16 protein-coding genes and 1 pseudogene are annotated in these 16,676 nt (G+C 68.6%); 8 read left to right on the forward strand and 9 right to left on the reverse strand.

Features of this window, described 5'->3' with window-relative positions; all coding sequences use genetic code 11:
- Positions 1-176, forward strand: a pseudogene (locus tag VSO01S_RS28000) (DEAD/DEAH box helicase); the annotation flags it as partial.
- A 39-nt stretch (positions 177-215) separates the two neighbouring features.
- Here VSO01S_RS28000 and VSO01S_RS16470 read toward each other — a convergent pair.
- Complete coding sequence (locus VSO01S_RS16470) at positions 216-1,058, reverse strand: symmetrical bis(5'-nucleosyl)-tetraphosphatase (RefSeq protein ID WP_068643896.1); 843 nt, start codon at positions 1,056-1,058, stop codon at positions 216-218.
- 26 nt (positions 1,059-1,084) lie between these two features.
- Here VSO01S_RS16470 and VSO01S_RS16475 point away from each other — a divergent pair, with 26 nt between their 5' ends.
- Together VSO01S_RS16475 and VSO01S_RS16480 are read left to right on the forward strand one after the other, a co-directional pair.
- Positions 1,085-2,398 (forward strand): hemolysin family protein, encoded by a 1,314-nt coding sequence (locus VSO01S_RS16475; protein WP_068643897.1) that lies wholly within the window; start codon positions 1,085-1,087, stop codon positions 2,396-2,398.
- 249 nt (positions 2,399-2,647) lie between these two features.
- Positions 2,648-2,926 carry a hypothetical protein gene (locus VSO01S_RS16480; protein WP_068643898.1) on the forward strand — a complete coding sequence of 93 codons (279 nt, stop codon included), beginning with the start codon at positions 2,648-2,650 and terminating at the stop codon, positions 2,924-2,926.
- On the opposite strand, the gene VSO01S_RS16485 is transcribed toward VSO01S_RS16480, so the two are convergent.
- From VSO01S_RS16485 to VSO01S_RS16505, 5 genes are all read right to left on the reverse strand, one after another.
- Positions 2,920-3,471, reverse strand: a complete 552-nt coding sequence (locus VSO01S_RS16485) for a thermonuclease family protein (protein ID WP_068643899.1) — start codon at positions 3,469-3,471, stop codon at positions 2,920-2,922. The two genes, VSO01S_RS16480 and VSO01S_RS16485, sit on opposite strands and share 7 nt — an antisense overlap.
- A gap of 71 nt (positions 3,472-3,542) precedes the next feature.
- On the reverse strand, positions 3,543-3,929 hold the full coding sequence (locus tag VSO01S_RS16490) for an iron chaperone (RefSeq protein ID WP_068643900.1): 387 nt from the start codon (positions 3,927-3,929) through the stop codon (positions 3,543-3,545).
- Between the two features lie 6 nt (positions 3,930-3,935).
- Entirely contained in the window at positions 3,936-5,780 is a 1,845-nt protein-coding gene (locus VSO01S_RS16495) for an IlvD/Edd family dehydratase (RefSeq protein WP_084241919.1), read from the reverse strand.
- Entirely contained in the window at positions 5,781-6,803 is a 1,023-nt protein-coding gene (gene denD, locus VSO01S_RS16500; protein ID WP_068643901.1) for a D-erythronate dehydrogenase, read from the reverse strand.
- The gene (locus VSO01S_RS16505) at positions 6,800-7,594 is read right to left on the reverse strand and encodes a FadR/GntR family transcriptional regulator (protein WP_245684229.1); all 795 of its coding nucleotides are present in this window, start codon (positions 7,592-7,594) and stop codon (positions 6,800-6,802) included. Before VSO01S_RS16505 ends, denD begins: the two co-directional genes overlap by 4 nt.
- Before the next feature lie 122 nt (positions 7,595-7,716).
- Here VSO01S_RS16505 and VSO01S_RS16510 point away from each other — a divergent pair, with 122 nt between their 5' ends.
- The 4 genes from VSO01S_RS16510 (at position 7,717) to VSO01S_RS16525 (ending at position 12,154) form a co-directional block, all read left to right on the forward strand.
- Positions 7,717-8,796 carry an ABC transporter ATP-binding protein gene (locus tag VSO01S_RS16510; RefSeq protein WP_068643902.1) on the forward strand — a complete coding sequence of 360 codons (1,080 nt, stop codon included), beginning with the start codon at positions 7,717-7,719 and terminating at the stop codon, positions 8,794-8,796.
- A gap of 47 nt (positions 8,797-8,843) precedes the next feature.
- The gene (locus VSO01S_RS16515; protein ID WP_068643903.1) at positions 8,844-10,175 is read left to right on the forward strand and encodes an ABC transporter substrate-binding protein; all 1,332 of its coding nucleotides are present in this window, start codon (positions 8,844-8,846) and stop codon (positions 10,173-10,175) included.
- 197 nt (positions 10,176-10,372) lie between these two features.
- Entirely contained in the window at positions 10,373-11,272 is a 900-nt protein-coding gene (locus tag VSO01S_RS16520; protein ID WP_068643924.1) for a carbohydrate ABC transporter permease, read from the forward strand.
- The gene (locus VSO01S_RS16525) at positions 11,273-12,154 is read left to right on the forward strand and encodes a carbohydrate ABC transporter permease (RefSeq protein ID WP_068643904.1); all 882 of its coding nucleotides are present in this window, start codon (positions 11,273-11,275) and stop codon (positions 12,152-12,154) included.
- A gap of 7 nt (positions 12,155-12,161) precedes the next feature.
- Here VSO01S_RS16525 and VSO01S_RS16530 read toward each other — a convergent pair whose 3' ends face one another.
- Positions 12,162-13,469, reverse strand: a complete 1,308-nt coding sequence (locus VSO01S_RS16530) for a lytic murein transglycosylase (RefSeq protein WP_068643905.1) — start codon at positions 13,467-13,469, stop codon at positions 12,162-12,164.
- 112 nt (positions 13,470-13,581) lie between these two features.
- Between VSO01S_RS16530 and VSO01S_RS16535 the strand changes: the two genes are divergently transcribed.
- On the forward strand, positions 13,582-14,919 hold the full coding sequence (locus tag VSO01S_RS16535) for an amidohydrolase (protein ID WP_068643906.1): 1,338 nt from the start codon (positions 13,582-13,584) through the stop codon (positions 14,917-14,919).
- A gap of 52 nt (positions 14,920-14,971) precedes the next feature.
- On the opposite strand, the gene VSO01S_RS16540 is transcribed toward VSO01S_RS16535, so the two are convergent.
- Positions 14,972-15,754, reverse strand: coding sequence for a metal ABC transporter permease (locus tag VSO01S_RS16540; protein ID WP_068643907.1), 783 nt, complete (start codon positions 15,752-15,754; stop codon positions 14,972-14,974).
- Entirely contained in the window at positions 15,751-16,674 is a 924-nt protein-coding gene (locus VSO01S_RS16545; RefSeq protein WP_068643908.1) for a metal ABC transporter substrate-binding protein, read from the reverse strand. The genes VSO01S_RS16540 and VSO01S_RS16545 overlap by 4 nt, the downstream gene beginning before the upstream one ends.
- Positions 16,675-16,676 lie beyond the last annotated feature (2 nt).

Genomic DNA, 16,676 nt, shown 5'->3' on the forward strand with positions numbered 1-16,676 from the left:
CGCCGCGCGACCCCTTCTTCGACAAGCCCTACGAGGCCGGCGAGCGCGATGCCGCCCCCGCCTGGGAGGCGTCGGTCAAGAGCACGCCCGCGCGCGGCGTGTCGGCCAACATCAAGTCCAAGCGCAAGGTGGCGGCGCTGTTCAAGGCTGCCGCGCCCGAAACCACCACCCACTGAGCCCGGCCGCGGCAGCCCGCTGCCGCGCTGCGCGCCCGGCTACCCCGGCTTCTGCGCCTGCGGGCACTTCACCTGGATCAGCTCGCGCTCGGCCAGCGTGGCACCGATGCGCACCGCGCTGAGCTTGCCGCCCCACACGCAGCCGGTGTCGGTGGAAATCAAGTCAGGGCGCGACACCCAGCCCAGGGTGGACCAGTGCCCGAAGGCGACGGTGGCGCCTTGCGTCTTGCGCCCGGGCACGTCGAACCACGGCATGTAGCCGGCCGGCGGGTCGCCGGCACCGTCCTTCGTTTCGAACTCCATGCTCCCGTCGGCGCTGCAAAAGCGCAGGCGGGTGAGGGCATTGACGATGACGCGAAGGCGTGCCTCGCCGCTCAGCCGGTCGTCCCAGCGCGCGGGCTCGTTGCCGTACATCACGCGCAGGAAATCGCCCGGGTCGGGGCTGCGCAGCACGGCCTGCAGTTCGGCGGCACGGGCCATGGTGTCGGCCACGCTCCATTGGGGCAGCACGCCGGCATGCACCATCAGCAGGTCGCCGTCGCCGACGCGGCGGTGCAGGGCCATGTGCTGGTGGCGCAGCCAGTCGAGCAGCTGCGCGCGGTCGGGGGCGCCCAGCAGGGCAGAGAGCGTGTCGCGGCGCCCGGCCTTGCGGTCGCCGTGCGCCACGCCCAACAGGTGCAGGTCATGGTTGCCCAGCAGGCTTTGCGCCGAGGCGCCCAGCGCCTGCAGCCGCCGCAGCACCGCGAGCGAATCGGGGCCGCGGTTGACGAGGTCGCCCAGCACCACCAATTGGTCGCGGCTGGCGCAGAAGCCGATCTTGTCCAGGAGTCGCTCGAGCGGGGCTGCGCAGCCCTGGACGTCGCCCATCAAGTAAAGTGCCATGTTCCCGATTCTCCCTTGCCTCATTCATGGATGTGTTCCTGCTGGCCGTGCTGACAACGTGCAATGCGTTGTTTGCCATGTCCGAAATGGCCTTGTCGACTGCGCGCCGTGCGCGGCTTGCCGCATTGGCGGAGACGGGGGATGCGGGGGCCAAGGCGGCTCTGGCGCTGATGGAAGACCCCACGCGCTTTCTTTCCACGGTGCAGATCGGCATCACTTCCATTGGCATGCTCAGCGGCATCGTGGGCGAAGCCGCCTTCGCCGGCCCGCTGGCCGAGTGGATGGAGCGCCGCGGCATGGGCGCGGGCGCGGCCAGCGTGCTGTCCACGGCCGTGGTGGTGGGCTGCATCACCTTCTTCACCATCCTGGTGGGCGAGCTGGTGCCCAAGCGCATCGGCCAGCTCTATCCCGAGCCGGTGGCCCGCTGGGTGGCGCGGCCCATGGGCTGGCTGGCCAAGGCCGCGCGGCCCTTCGTGCTGCTGCTGTCGGGCTCCACGGCGGCGCTGCTCAAGCTGATCCGTGTCGATGCCAACGCGGCCCGCTCTGTCACCGAGGAGGAAATTTCGGCCAGCCTGGAAGAGGGCGTGGATGCCGGCGTGATCGAGCAGCATGAGCACCAGATGGTGCGCAACGTGTTCCACCTGGACGACCGGCGCCTGAGCTCGCTCATGATCCCGCGCGCCGACATCGAGTGGATGGACGCCTCGCTCACTGTGGCGCAGGGCCTGGACCACGTGGCCTCGGGCGCCGCCCTGGACCTGGTGCATTCCTGGTACCCCGTGTGCCGTGGCTCGCTGGACGATGTGGTGGGCGTGGTGAGCGTGGCGCAGCTGCTGCAGCGGGGCCGCGACCATGCGGGGCGGATCGAGTCGATTGCCCAGCCGGCCGCCTTCGTGCCCGAAACGCTCACCGGCATGGAGCTGCTGGAGCAGTTTCGCGCCCGCGCCGGCCGCCTGGTGTTCGTGGTGGACGAATATGGCGTGGTGCAGGGCCTGATGACGCCGCGCGACCTGCTGGAAGCCATCACCGGCGAACTGCAGCCCGACCAGAAGGACGATGCCTGGGCCACGCCGCGCGGCGACGGTGGCTGGGAGCTCGACGGCCTCATGCCCGTCTCCGAGCTGCGCGCGCGCCTGGCGATCCGCAGCCTGCCGGACGAGGACAAGGACCGCTACAACACGCTGGCAGGCCTGCTGCTGCTGGTGTCGGGCGAACTGCCGCGCGTGGGCGACCAGGTCGACTGTGCCGGCTGGACCTTCGAGGTGCTGGCACTGGACGGGCGACGCATCGATCGGGTGCTGGCGCGGCCCAGCGCTTCGGCAGCCCCGCCGGCGCACTGAAATCGCATCTGCGTCCTGGTGCCCGACAGCTGCGCTGCGGTCGGGCGTGCATTTCTCACAGACTGTTTCTAATTGTCAAAACGAGCCCGGGTTCGTGAAATAGCTCGCTTCCGCGCCGGCTCAGGCCGCCGTTCAATCGGCCCGTGGGTGATGCGTCGGCCGGAAATTGAGGCCTTTCTATTTCAAAAGCGCGCCGCCTGATCGTCCTGGAAGAGCAAGGGAGCCCGAGTCAGCGAAAGGAAATGCGCCGTGAGCCACGACAACATTGAATTGATGGTGGACGAACCCATCCCGGGCCACTACTACTGGATGTTGCTCAAGGAGGAAACTCCTGACCACCACCCGCAGGCGGTCGACTATGCGCAGGGGCCGTTGCCCAGCTATTCGGCGGCCATGATGGCCGGCATTGCCGCGCTGCAGCGGCGCGCCGACGAGCGTGCGGAAGGTGGCGGCGTCCCGGTGGTCACGGCCTTCGTCGACCCGCGCGCCGACTTCACCGACAGCCACCGCGGCGGCCTGCATCACTGATTGGCGCTGCTTGCGGCTGGCGCACCACCGGCGGCATGCGACCAGCCCGGGTGGTCGCGGCGCCAGTCCCACGGCGGCACGGCCTGGCCGCCATCGCGCCAGAGTCCGGCCCGTCTGGCCTTGGCCTCGACCTGCGCGAACTCGTACTGGCCCCGCTGCTGCGCCGTCTGCTCGCGCGCAAAGCGCGGCTCCCACCAGGCCAGGCCCTGCGTCAACATGGCCAGGCCGGCGTCCAGCGTGAATTCGCAGCTGGACCGCGTACAGGTGGCGGGCGTGACCCAGGCATTGCACAGCGAGCGGCCGTAGCGGTCGTCTTTCTTGCGGCACACCAGGCGTGCCGGCTTGCGCAGGGTCAATTCGCCGAGCGTCTTTTTCGAGCGCCAGCCGTAGGGCTGGTCGCGCTCGGGGGCATCGATGCTGGCCAGGCGAACCACGCGGGTGGTGTCGGGTCCGTTGCGCGGATCCTGGCAGCGGGCCTTGAGGGTGTCGCCGTCCGAGACGGCAATGACGAAGCAAAGAAGGGTGGTCGTGGCGGCAATGGGCATCGGTGCGGCAATGGTGCCAGCGTTTGCGGGCTGCCCGGCCGCTGCGACCGCTTGTTACCCGCCTTGGCGGCTCACCAGAAGGCGTCGTCCTGGCGCTCGCGCACCCGCTTGAGCTGGTACTTCGCGATCTTGCGGATGAGCGCTGCCGGCAGTGGTTCGTCGTAGGCCACCTGCAGGTAGTTCAGCGTCGTCTTGTGCCCGGCCAGCTCGTCGCGGAAATGCTCGAGCGCCGCCTGCGAAGGCGCGAAGTTCAGGTGCGCCTTGTTGGCATTGAACGAGAACAGGAAGCGCGGCTCGATGAAGAACGGTGCGCCCCACTTGATCGCTTGCTGTGCGTGCGGCGCCACCTCTTCGAGGATGGCGTGCAGCCGCCGCAGATGCGCCCGCCCCGCAGGCGGTGCCGCATCGATGTATTCGGCGATGGTGGTGGGGCGCGGGCCGGCCATGTCGTCGCGCAAAGGCCCTCAGTGGTTGTCCCGCGGCAGGCCCATGGTCTCGTTGATGCGCTGGTACTTCACGGCCGGCTTGAGCACCATGCCTTCGTTCAGCTCGCCCACCACGCCGCGCTGGATCTCCTGCCACGGCGTCTGGCTGGCCGGGTAGCGGTAGCCGCCGGCAGCTTCCAGCCTGGCGCGGCGCTTGGCGAGCTCTTCGTCGCTCACCAGCATGTTGGCGCTGCGCTTCTTCAGGTCGATGCGCACGCGGTCGCCGGTCTGCAGCAGCGCCAGGCCGCCGCCGGTGGCGGCTTCGGGCGAGGCGTTGAGGATGGACGGCGAGCCCGAGGTGCCCGACTGCCGGCCGTCGCCGATGCAGGGCAGGGCCATGATGCCCTTCTTGAGCAGGTAGGCCGGCGGGCGCATGTTCACCACCTCGGCCGCGCCGGGGTAGCCGATGGGGCCCACGCCGCGCATGAACAGCACGCAGTTCGCATCGATCTTGAGCTTGGGGTCGTCGATGCGCGCGTGGTAGTCCTCGGGGCCGTCGAACACCACGGCGCGGCCCTCGAAGGCCATCGGGTCGGCCGGGTTCTCCAGGTAGCGCTGGCGGAACTCGGGCGTGATCACGCTGGTCTTCATGATGGCCGAGTCGAACAGGTTGCCCTTGAAGTTCAGGAAGCCGGCGTCCTTCTTCATCGGCTTGGCATAGGGCCAGATGACCTTGCGGTCGCTCGCGAAACGGCCCTTGCAGTTGTCCACCAGCGTCTTGCCGTTCACGGTGAGGGCCGGCTTGATCTTGTCCTTGGCGATGAGCTCGGCCACCACCGCGGGCAGGCCGCCGGCGCGGTAGTAGTCCTCGCCCAGGTATTCGCCGGCCGGCTGCAGGTTGACCAAGAGCGGCACCTTGTAGCCGTGCTTTTCCCAGTCGTCGTTGGAAAGCGGCACGCCGATGTGCTTGGCAATGGCGTTCAGGTGGATGGGCGCGTTGGTCGAGCCGCCGATGGCCGAGTTGACGACGATGGCGTTCTCGAAGGCCTCGCGCGTGAGGATCTTGGAAGGCTTGAGGTCCTCACGCACCATCTCGACGATGCGCTTGCCGGTCATGTAGGCCATCTCCTGCCGGTCGCGGTAGGGCGCCGGAATGGCGGCGCTGCCCGGCAGCGTGAGGCCCAGCGCCTCGGCCAGCGAGTTCATCGTGCTGGCCGTGCCCATGGTGTTGCAGTGGCCGGTGGAAGGCGCCGACGAGGCCACCAGCTTGAGGAAGCCCTCGTAGCCGATCTCGCCGGCGGCCATCATCTCGCGCGCGCGCCAGACGATGGTGCCCGAGCCGGTGCGCTGGCCTTCGTGCCAGCCGTTGAGCATGGGGCCGCTGTTCAGCGCAATGGCCGGAATGTCCACCGTGGCCGCCGCCATGATCTGCGCCGGCGTGGTCTTGTCGCAGCCGGTGGTCAGCACCACGCCGTCGATCGGGTAGCCGTAGAGGATTTCGACCAGCGAGAGGTATTGCAGGTTGCGGTCCAGCGAGGCGGTGGGCCGCTTGCAGGTTTCCTGGATCGGGTGGATGGGGAACTCGAAGGCGATGCCGCCCGCATCGCGAATGCCTTCGCGCACGCGCTCGGCCAGCACCAGGTGGTGGCGGTTGCAGGGTGCGATGTCCGAGCCGGTCTGCGCAATGCCGATGATCGGGCGGCCCGACTGCAGCTCTTCCAGGCCCAGGCCGAAGTTCATGGTGCGCTCGATGTAGAGCGCCGTCATGTCGGCATTCGACGGATTGTCGAACCAGGCCTGCGAGCGCAGCTTGAGCTTCTTGTTGATGGCGTTGTGCTTCTTGCGCGCCTTCTTGGGTGCGGCTTGGTTTTCGGGCGTGGGCATTTAGGCGAGTCCCTTCAAGGAGGTTTGTTCTGCGTTGGGTGCCTTGCGGCAGTCGTCAATGTACTGGCGGATGATTTCGGCGAAGTTCTTGTGCGGATGCAGCCCGAGGCGCGCAGCGCGCGCGGCCGTGGAGCCGGTGGGCCAGTTGGCCACGATGCCGGCAATGCGCTCGTCGCGCTCGAAGCGCACGCGGGCGCGCACGGCGGGGCCGGCCACTTCTTCCAGCGCATCGAGCATCTCGGCCACGCGCACGTTCAGGCCCGGCAGATTGAGCGCCGTGCGGCCGCCGAAGGCTTCGCGGCTGGCCTCGAACACGGCGATGAGGCCGTCCACCGTGTGGCTGGGCGAGGACATGGGGTGCGACACCTCGGGCGAGACGGGGCAGATGGATTCGACCCCCGCCAAGGGCTCGCGGATGATGCCGCTGAAGAAGGAAGACGCGGCGCCGTTCGGCCGGCCCGGGCGCACCGTGACGGTCATCAGCCGTGCGGCGCGGCCGTCGATGAAGCCCTTGCGCGTGTAGTCGGCGATGAGGTGCTCGCAGATGAGCTTCTGGGTGCCGTAGGAGGTCTGCGGCGTGGGCAGCGTGTCGTCCGCCACGATGCCCGGAAAGGGTACGCCCGGATCGGGGCCGAACACCGCCACCGAGCTGGAGAACACCATCCGCGTCGGTGCCGCGCCGCCTTTCTCGACGCGGTGGCGCAGCGCATCGAGCAGGGCGCGCGTGCTGTCGAGGTTGGAGCTCATGCCCAGCTGGAAGTCGGCCTCGCATTCGCCGGACACGGCCGAGGCCAGGTGGAACACGCCGTCGAAGGCCTCGGTCTTGAGCGCCTCGGTCTGCGCGAGCAAGGGGCCAGTACGGGCCTCCACGCGGGCATCGGCGGCCAGGTCGGCGGGCGGCGGTGCGATGTCGGTCAGCACCACGCGCTCGATGCGCTGGCCGGCCAGCTCGCCGCGTGCCAGAAGGGTGCGCGCCAATCGCGCCCCCAGGAAGCCGCCGCCTCCGGTAATCAACAGTTTCATCGTTTCTCCTTGAGGGTCTTGTTCGCCTTGCTGTGCCGTGCCTCGGGCAGCACGCCGCCTTCGGCCAGGCGCTGGCGGCCCCGGGCCAGATGGCGCAGCGCATGCTGGCGCGCGGCCACCGGGTCGTGCGCGGCAATGGCCTCGACGATGGCGCGGTGCTCGTGCTGCACCTCTTCCATGAAGTCCTGCCGCCGCGCCTCGTTGCCGCGGGTGATGCGCATGGCTTCGCGCAGGTACTGCTCCAGGAAGCCCAGCAGCAGCTTGAATTGAGGGTTGCCGGTGGCCTCGCCGATGGCGTGGTGAAAGGCCAGGTCTTCGGCCACGCCGTCGCCGCCTTGCGCCACGGCCGTCTCGATGGCCTTGAGCGCCCGCCGGATGGCGGCCACCTGCGCGCGCGTGGCGCGTTCGGCGGCCAGGGCGGCGATCTCGCCTTCCAGCACTCGCCGCACTTCCACCACGTGCACCACCGCATCCACCGATTCGAGCACGCTGGGGTCGAAGGCCAGCGGCTGGTGCGTCGGCGGGGCCGCGACGAACACGCCGGAGCCCTGGCGCGACGCCACCAGGGCGCGCGACTTGAGCTGGTGCACCGCTTCGCGCACCACGGTGCGCGACACGCCGTGGGCGTCGGCCAGCTGCTGCTCGGTGGGCAGGCGGTCGCCGGGGACCAGCTTGCCCGATTCGATGAGCGCAGACAGGCGCGCGGCCAGGCGGTCCGACAGGCGATCGGCCGGCTGGCGCAGGGGTTCGGCCGGGCGGCCTGGGGAAGCGGGGAGTTTGGACGCGTGCAACACAGTTATCTGGTCATCATACAAATTTTCTCAGGGTTGCCACGTATTGGTTTGCCCTGATGGCAAGGCGCGGATGCAGTGCCGATACTGCGCCGCTGCGAAGAACCCTGGGATTGCGTTGCATGGCAAGTGTCACGATCCGGTCAGTCAAGAAGCGCTTCGGTGACGTCCCCATCCTGCATGGCGTCGACATCGACATCCGCGACGGTTCCTTCACCGTGCTGGTGGGCCCCTCGGGCTGCGGCAAGTCCACCCTGCTGCGCATGATCGCGGGGCTGGAGGAGATCAACGGCGGCGAGATCCTCATCGGCGAGCGCAAGGTCAACGACCTGCCGCCCAAGGAGCGGGACATCGCCATGGTGTTCCAGAACTACGCGCTCTACCCGCACATGACGGTGCGCGACAACATGGCCTTCGCGCTGGCACTGGCCAAGGCGGACAAGGCCACCATCGACGCCAAGGTGAAGCGGGCCGCGGAGATCCTGGCGCTGTCGCCGCTGCTGGAGCGCTACCCCCGGCAGCTGTCGGGCGGCCAGCGCCAGCGGGTGGCCATGGGACGCGCCATCGTGCGCGACCCGCAGGTGTTCCTGTTCGACGAGCCCCTGTCCAACCTCGACGCCAAGCTGCGCGTGGCCATGCGCAGCGAGATCAAGGAGCTGCACCAGCGGCTGAAGACCACCTCCATCTACGTCACCCACGACCAGATCGAGGCCATGACCATGGGCGACAAGATCGTGGTGATGCGCGACGGGCGCATCGAGCAGGCGGGCAGCCCGCTCGACCTGTACGACCATCCGGCCAACCAGTTCGTGGCCGGCTTCATCGGCTCGCCGGCGATGAACTTCCTGCCCGGCACGCTGCGCCGCAACGGCAGCGGCGCGCGGGTGGAGCTGGCCGACGGCACGCAGCTGGACGCCCCGCTGAATGCCGGCGGCACGGACGGCCAGCCGGTGATCTACGGCACGCGGCCCGAGCACCTCACGCTGGTGGGCGACGCCGGCGGCGGCATCGCTGCGAAGGTGGCGGTGCTCGAACCCACCGGCATGGACACCTTCGTGGCCTGCCGCCACGAGGGCACCGAGCTGTCGGCGGTGTTCCGCGAACGCTACGACTTCGCCCCCGGCAGCGTCATCCACCTGCGGCCCGACCTGCAGCGCGCGCACCTTTTCGATGCTGGCACCGGCGAAAGGCTGGTGTCCTGAAGTCTTTGTTCCGTCGTTTCTGAAACCAACAACCTGGAGACACACGAATGAACGAGTTCAATCGCCGCAAGTTCCTCGAAGGCTCGGCCGGCATGGCGGCCGCCGCATCGCTGGGGGTGGGCACCACCATCTTCACCACGGCGGCGCATGGCCAGTCCACGCTCGCGTTCAAGCCCGAGAAGGGGGCCAAGCTGCGCGTGCTGCGGTGGAGCCGGTTCGTGCAGGGCGACATCGACGCCTACATGGTCAATGTCAAGAAGTTCCAGGATGCCACCGGCGTGGAAGTGCGGGTGGACAACGAGGGCTGGGAAGACGTTCGACCCAAGGCCGCGGTGGCGGCCAATACCGGCGCGGGGCCGGACATCATCCTGTCGACCAACGACGATGCCAACCTGTACCCCGACAAGCTGCTGGACGTGACCGACCTGGCCGAGTACCTGGGCAAGAAGTACGGCGGCTGGTACCCGGCGGTGCAGCAGTACCTGCGGCCCGATGGCAAGAAGTGGCTCGGCCTGGGCCTGGGCGCCGCCGGCTCCATGATCGTCTACCGCGAAAGCATGGTGAAGGCAGCCGGCTTCAACGCCTTCCCGAAGGACACGGCCGGCTTCCTGGCGCTGCACAAGGCATTGAAGGAGAAGGGAACCCCCGGCGGCTACGCGCTGGGCAACGCCACCGGCGACAGCCTGTGGACCAACTGGCTGCTGTGGTCGCACGGCGGCAAGCTGGTGGACAAGAGCAACAAGGTGGTCATCGACAGTCCCGAGACGCTCAAGGCGCTGGAGTACGGCAAGGAGCTGTATCCCAACTTCATTCCCGGCACGCTCTCGTGGCTGGACCCGAACAACAACAAGGCCTTCCTCGACGGCCAGATCGCGGTGACCAACAACGGCATCTCGATCTACTACGCGGCCAAGAACTCGCAGGACCCGAAGGTCAAGGAGATGGCGGCCGACATCAACCATGCGACCTTCCCGATCGGCCCGGTGGGCACACCCACGGAGTCGCATCTGTTCTTCAACCAGATGATCTTCAAGTACACCAAGTACCCGAATGCAGCCAAGGAGTTCCTGCGCTTCATGATGGAGCGCGAGCAGTTCGACCCGTGGCTGATCGGGGCGGGCGGCTACATCGCGCAGCCGCTGGCCGCCTACGAGTCGTGCTCGGTCTGGACGTCCGACCCCAAGCACACGCCGTACCGCGACTGCGTGAAGAACATGCGGCCCACCGGCTACGAAGGGCGGCTGGGCTATGCATCCGCCGGCGCGGGTGCGGACTTCATCGTGGCCAACATGGTGGCCGAGGCCATCAGCGGCTCGAAGACGCCCAAGGAAGCGATGGAGCGCGCCCAGAAGCGTGCCGAGCGGTATTACAAGGTATGACCTCAGGCTACCCTGCTTCGCAGGTCCGCCAACCCCCTTCCAGGGGGCACCGCCAGCGGCCCGGCAAAGCCGGTCCGCGGCGGTTCCCGAACGGCCCTGGCTTTGCCGGGCAGGAGTAGAGCTTGAGCAAGGTTGTTGTCGACAACGTGGCTGACGGTTCCGCGGCGCACTCGCAAGCGGCGGCGCCGCGCACGAGCCTGTTGCAGCGCTGGCAGAACAGCCGCAACGCGCTGGGCTGGGCTTTCATGTTCCCGGCGGCGGCGCTGCTGATCATCTTCCTGACCTATCCGCTCGGCCTGGGCACCTGGCTGGGTTTTACCGACGCCAAGATCGGGCGGGCGGGCGAGTGGATCGGGCTGGAGAACTTCAGCTTCCTGGTGACCGACAGCGTGACGCGCCTGGCGCTGTTCAACACCATCTTCTACACGGTGGTGGCCAGCGTGCTGAAGTTCGCGCTGGGCCTGTGGCTGGCGCTGCTGCTGAACAAGCGCCTGCCGTTCCAGAGCTTCTTCCGCGCGGTGGTGCTTCTGCCCTGGATCGTGCCCACGGCGCTGTCGGCCATTGCGTTCTGGTGGATATTCGACGCGCAGTTCTCCATCATCAGCTGGGTGCTGGTGAAGCTGGGCATCCTGGACAAGTACATCGACTTCCTGGGCGACCCGTGGAATGCGCGCATCTCCACCATCATCGCCAACGTATGGCGCGGCATCCCCTTCGTGGCGATCTCGCTGCTGGCCGGGCTGCAGACCATTTCGCCGAGCTACTACGAGGCCTCGGCCATCGATGGCGCGACGCCGTGGCAGCAGTTCCGGCACATCACGCTGCCGCTGCTGTCGCCCATCATCGCGGTGGTCATGACCTTCTCGGTGCTGTTCACCTTCACCGACTTCCAGCTGATCTACGTGCTCACGCGCGGCGGCCCGCTGAACGCCACGCACCTGATGGCCACGCTGGCCTTCCAGCGCGCGATCTCGGGCGGCGCGCTGGCCGAGGGGGCGGCGATTGCCACGTTGATGGTGCCCTTCCTCCTGGCGGCCATCATGTTCAGCTACTTCGGGCTGCAGCGTCGGGCCTGGCAGCAAGGCGGGGACAAGTAAATGAGTGAAGGCGGCAAGAACAAGGACGTGGCGCAGGGCATGGACTACCTCACGTCCATGCCCAGGCGCTGGGTGACGGTGTACATCCCGGTGCTGTGTTTCGTCTTCGTGCTGCTCTTTCCCTTCTACTGGATGGGCATCACGTCCTTCAAGCCCGACGTGGAACTGCTCTCGCGCGATGGCAACCCGTTCTGGATCGCCGGCCCCACGCTGGCGCACTTCGAGAAGCTGCTGTTTCGCACCGAGTACCCGTCGTGGCTGTGGAACACCATCGTGGTGTCGGTGGTGGCCACCGGGCTGTCGCTGGTCGCATCGGTGCTGGCGGCCTATGCCATCGAACGGCTGCGCTTCCAGGGTTCGAAGCCGGCGGGCGGCGCCATTTTCCTGGCGTACCTGGTGCCGCCCTCGATCCTGTTCATTCCGCTGGCGGCCATCGTGGTCAAGCTCGGCCTGTTCGACAGCCGCTGGGCGCTGATCCTGACCTATCCGACCTTCCTCATTCCGTTTTCCACCTGGCTGCTGATGGGCTACTTCCGCTCCATTCCGTACGAGCTGGAGGAGTGCGCCCTCATCGACGGCGCCACGCGCTGGCAGATCCTGGTGAAGATCGTGCTGCCGCTGGCGGTGCCGGGGCTCATCTCGGCGGGCATCTTCGCCTTCACGCTGTCGTGGAACGAGTTCATCTACGCGCTCACCTTCGTGTCGTCCTCGGAAAGCAAGACGGTGCCCGTGGGCGTGGTCACCGAACTGGTGGAAGGCGACGTCTACCACTGGGGCCCGCTCATGGCCGGCGCGCTGCTGGGCTCGCTGCCGGTGGCTTTTGCCTACTCCTTCTTCGTGGAGTACTACGTCTCGGGCCTGACTGGGTCGGTGAAGGAGTAGGGCCGCATCAAGGCGCCGGCAGCCTGCCGAGCAGCTCCATCGTCGGGTAGCCGTCGGCCGGCAGGCCCAGCCGCTGCTGCAGTCGGCGTACGGCCGAACGCGTGGCCGGGCCCATCACGCCGTCGGGCGTGCCCGCGTCGAGGCCGGCGGCGTTCAAGCCCTCCTGCAGTTCGCGCACCTGGCTGCGCGACAGCGGGGCCAGCTCACGCGGCCAGGGCGCCTGCACCCCGGGTCCGCCCGCCACGCGCTGTGCGAGCAGGCTCACCGCCAGCGCATAGTTGGTCGAGTTGTTGTAGCGCAAGATGGTGCGGAAGTTCGGTCCCAGCAGGAAGGCGGGGCCGCGCGCGCCGGCGGGCAGGAAGAGCGTGGCGTCTGCCAGGGCGGGCAGGGGCCGGCCGTCCATGCTGCGGATGCCTTCTGCCTCCCACTGCGCGCCGGACTGGCGCACCGACGGGTCGGCGCGCGCAAAGTCGAAACCCTGCGGCAGCTGCACTTCCGCCCCCCAGGGCTGGCCGGGCTGCCAGCCCGAGCGTGCCAGGTAGTTGGCCGTGGACGCGATCACATCGGGCATGCTGCCCCAGATGTCGCGCCGGCCGTCGCCGTCCCCGTCCACCGCGAAGTTCATGAAGGCCGAGGGCATGAACTGCGTCTGCCCCATGGCACCGGCCCAGGAGCCGATCATGTGGGCCGGGTCGATGTCGCCGGCCTGGATGATGCGAAGCGCCGCCAGCAGTTCGCCGCGCGCCCAGGCCTCGCGGCGGCCGTCGAAGCCCAGCGTGGCCAGCGCACTCAGCGTGGGCGTGTTGCCGTAGTTGCCGCCGTAGTTGCTTTCCATGCCCCAGATGGCCACCACGATTTCCGGCGGTACGCCGTAGCGTGCTGCGGCCGCCTCCAGCGGCGCGCGCCACTGCTGCAGCTTCTCCTGGCCCTGGGCCACGCGCTGCGCGGACACCGCGTTGTCGAGGTACTGCCAGGGCGGGCGGGTGAACTCCGGCTGCGCGCGATCCAGCTCCACCATGCGGGGCAGGTATTGCACGTCGTCGAGCGCGCGCAGGGTGGCTTCGCTCAATCCCGCGGCGCGGGCCGATTCCTTGAAGCCGCCGACCCACTGCGCGAAGCGCTGCTGCAACTGCGGGTCTTGCGCCAAAGGCGTGCCGGTTGCTGGCTGCCCTGCGGGCACGGGCGGTGTCGAGGGCGCGGTCGTCGAGGACGGCGCAGGGGGCGTGGCGCAGCCGGCAAGCATGGCGGCGAGGGCCAGCGCAGGCAGCAGGTTGCCGGCGCGCGGCGGGGTGGATCTTTGGACGGCGCGATGCATGGCGCGATTCTCGCTCGTGCATCCAGGTGCCTCGCGTGGGACAGCGTCCCGGGCGCAATGCCTGCTAAGTTTGCTTCCCCCTCCAATCAACCAACACGAAGGGTCTTTTCGAATGCTTTTGGATTCGCTTTTCTTCCGCCGCTGCGCGGTGGCCTGTGCGGTGCTTGCTGTTTCGGCCGGTGCCGCGGCCCAGGGTGCTGCCTCGCCCTTGCATGCACAGGTGTCGCCGATCGTGGACGGAATGTACCCCTCGCTCGAAACGCTCTACAAGGACCTGCACGCCCATCCCGAACTCGGCTTCCAGGAGGTGCGCACCGCCGGCAAGCTGGCCGAGGAGATGCGCAAGCTGGGCTTCGAGGTGACCGAGAAGGTGGGCGGCACCGGCGTGGTGGCCATCTACAGGAACGGCGCCGGCCCCACGGTGCTGGTGCGTACCGAGCTCGACGCGCTGCCCATGGAAGAAAAGACGGGCCTGCCCTATGCGAGCAAGGCCAAGGCCCAGTTCAACGGCCGCGAGACCTTTGTCGCCCACAGCTGCGGGCATGACGTGCACATGGCCTCCTGGGTCGGCACCGCGCGCACCCTGCTGGCCATGAAGGACCAGTGGAAGGGCACGCTGATGTTCGTCGCCCAGCCCGCCGAGGAAACGGTGAACGGCGCCAAGTCGATGATCAACGACGGCCTGTTCAAGCGCTTCGGCAAGCCCGACTACGCACTGGCGCTGCACAGCTCGGCAGCGCCGTACGGCACCGTCGGCTACCGCGCCGGCCCGACCACCTCCAACTCCGACGGCATGGAGATCACCTTCAAGGGGCGCGGCGGCCACGGCTCGGCGCCCGACAAGACCATCGACCCCATCGCCATCGCCGCGCACTTCATCACCGACGTGCAGACCGTGGTGAGCCGCGAGAAGGACCCGGCCGAGTTCGGCGTGGTCACGGTCGGCGCCATCCAGGGCGGTACCGTCGGCAACATCATTCCGGACACGGTGGTGCTGCGCGGCACCATCCGTTCCTACAAGCCCGAGGTGCGCGAGAAGCTGCTGGCCGGCGTGCGGCGCACGGCCAATGCGGCAGCCGCCATGGCCGGTGCGCCCGAGCCGACCGTGTCGCTGGAGGCCGGTGGCGCCGCCGTGGTGAACGACGCGGCCGTGGTCAAGCGCACCGCCGCGGCGCTCAAGGCGGCACTGGGTGATCGCAACGTCACGGAGTCGCCGCCCATCACGGCCAGCGAGGACTTCTCGGAGTTCCTGAACGCGGGCGTGCCGGGCATGATGTTCTTCGTGGGCACCGTCTCGCCCAAGGACTGGGAGGCGGCAGGCAAGCCGGGCGGCAAGCCCGTGCCTTTCAACCATTCGCCCTTCTTTGCGCCAGTGCCGGAGCCGTCCATCAAGACCAGCGTGGAGGCGATGAGCGTGGCGGTGATCACCGCCATGACGCCACAGCAGTAGACCGCGAGCGCAGCGTCGGATGCCGCCGCGCTCGCGGCATCCCGCGCCGCTTTCAGTGGCCGGCTTGCGATGCCGGTCGGCCGGGCAGCAGGCAGGCCGTGGCCACGCCAGCGGCCGCCAGCGTCCACACGATCATCGCGCCCGAAGGCAGGTCGAGCAGCGCCGACAGCGCCAGCCCCATCGCATAGCCCAGTGCGCCCACGCCATAGGCGATGGCATTGCGCCGCATGCCCGCCGGCAGGCTGCGCGTGGCCAGCGCGGGAATGATGAGGCTGGAGAACACCAGGTACACGCCCACCAGCTGCACCGAGGCCGTCACGGCCATCGCGAACACGCCGTAGAAGCCGAAGCGCCCGAGCCGCGCCGCCCAGCCCAGGCGCATGGCCACCAGCAGCACCGCCGAAACCGCCGCCAGCCAGACCAGGTGCGTGCCGTCCACCCAGAGGATCTGCCCGACCAGCAGGTCCTTCAGGTGCTCGCCGCCATGCGGATTGCCCGCCAGCATGAGGATGCCCGCGCAGGCGGCCAGCACGAACAGCACGCCGATGAGGGCCTCCTGCTGCTGCGCGGCGCGCCGCTCGGTCCAGGTCAGCAGCCAGGCGCCGGCCAGGGCCGCCGCCACCGCTGCGATCTGCACGGCCACGCCGCCGTGCTCCACGCCCAGCGCATCGGCCGCAATCACGCCCAGGCCCGCTATCTGCGCGATGGCCAGGTCGATGAAGACGATGCCACGCTCCAGCACCTGCGCGCCCAGCGGCACGTGCGTGGCAAGAACCAGCAGCCCGGCGACCATCGCCGGGCCGAGGATGCCGATGTCCAGTGCGTGCCAATTCATGGTTTAGCAGCGCTCAGCAGACGGTCGAGCGTGTCGTCGAACAGGCCGAACAGGTCCTTGGCGGCATCGCTGCCGCCCACGGTAAAGGGCAGCTTCACTGCCGGAAGCCCGGCGTTCTTGCTGAGCCACTCCGAGGGACGCGGGTCCTGGTAGGCCGCGTAGATCACCACCTTGGCCGGATTGCTCTTGAGCGCGGCCTGCACGCCCTGCAGGTGCGACACGGTGGGCTCGATGCCGGGCTTGGGTTCGAGCACCGCCACTTCCTTCAGGCCCAGCCAGTCGTACAGGTAGGCGAAGCCCTTGTGCTGAGAGACCACGGCAACGCCCTTGAGCGGCGCCGCCTTGGCATTCCAGCGCGCCAGGGCCTCCTGCCAGCGCTTGGCGAAGTCAGCCTCCAGGCGCGCGTACTCCGCTGCATTGGCCGGGTCGAGCTGCGCCAGTCGCGGGCCCAGCGCGGCCGCCACGCGGGCGATGTTGCGCGGGTCGGTCTGGATGTGCGGATTGCCGGCCGCATGCACGTCGCCTTGTGCGCGGTCGAGCTGCGTGGGCACCTCCAGCTTGGGCACCGTGTCGGCCGCGGCGAAGTTGCCCGGCTGGCCCGGCTGCACCTTCGGGTTGCCCGACTGCTGCAGCAGCTGCGGCAGCCAGCCCACCTCCAGTTCGGCGCCGGTGCACAGCACCAGGTCGGCGTTGCGGGTGCGGGCGATGAGGCTGGGCTTGGCCTGGATCTGGTGCGGGTCCTGCATTGCGGTGGTGGCCACCGACACGTCGACCAGCTTGCCGCCGAGTTCCTGTGCCAGCGCGCCCCATTCGGGCTCGCAGGCGAACACGCGCAGCGCGGCACTGGCCGGCGCGGCGGCAAGAAGGGAGACGACGGGCGCCAGCAGCAGCGCCGCCAGGGTTGAGCGATGAAGCTTCATGG

It is taken from the genome of Variovorax soli NBRC 106424, assembly GCF_001591385.1.
GTDB lineage: Bacteria > Pseudomonadota > Gammaproteobacteria > Burkholderiales > Burkholderiaceae_C > Variovorax > Variovorax soli.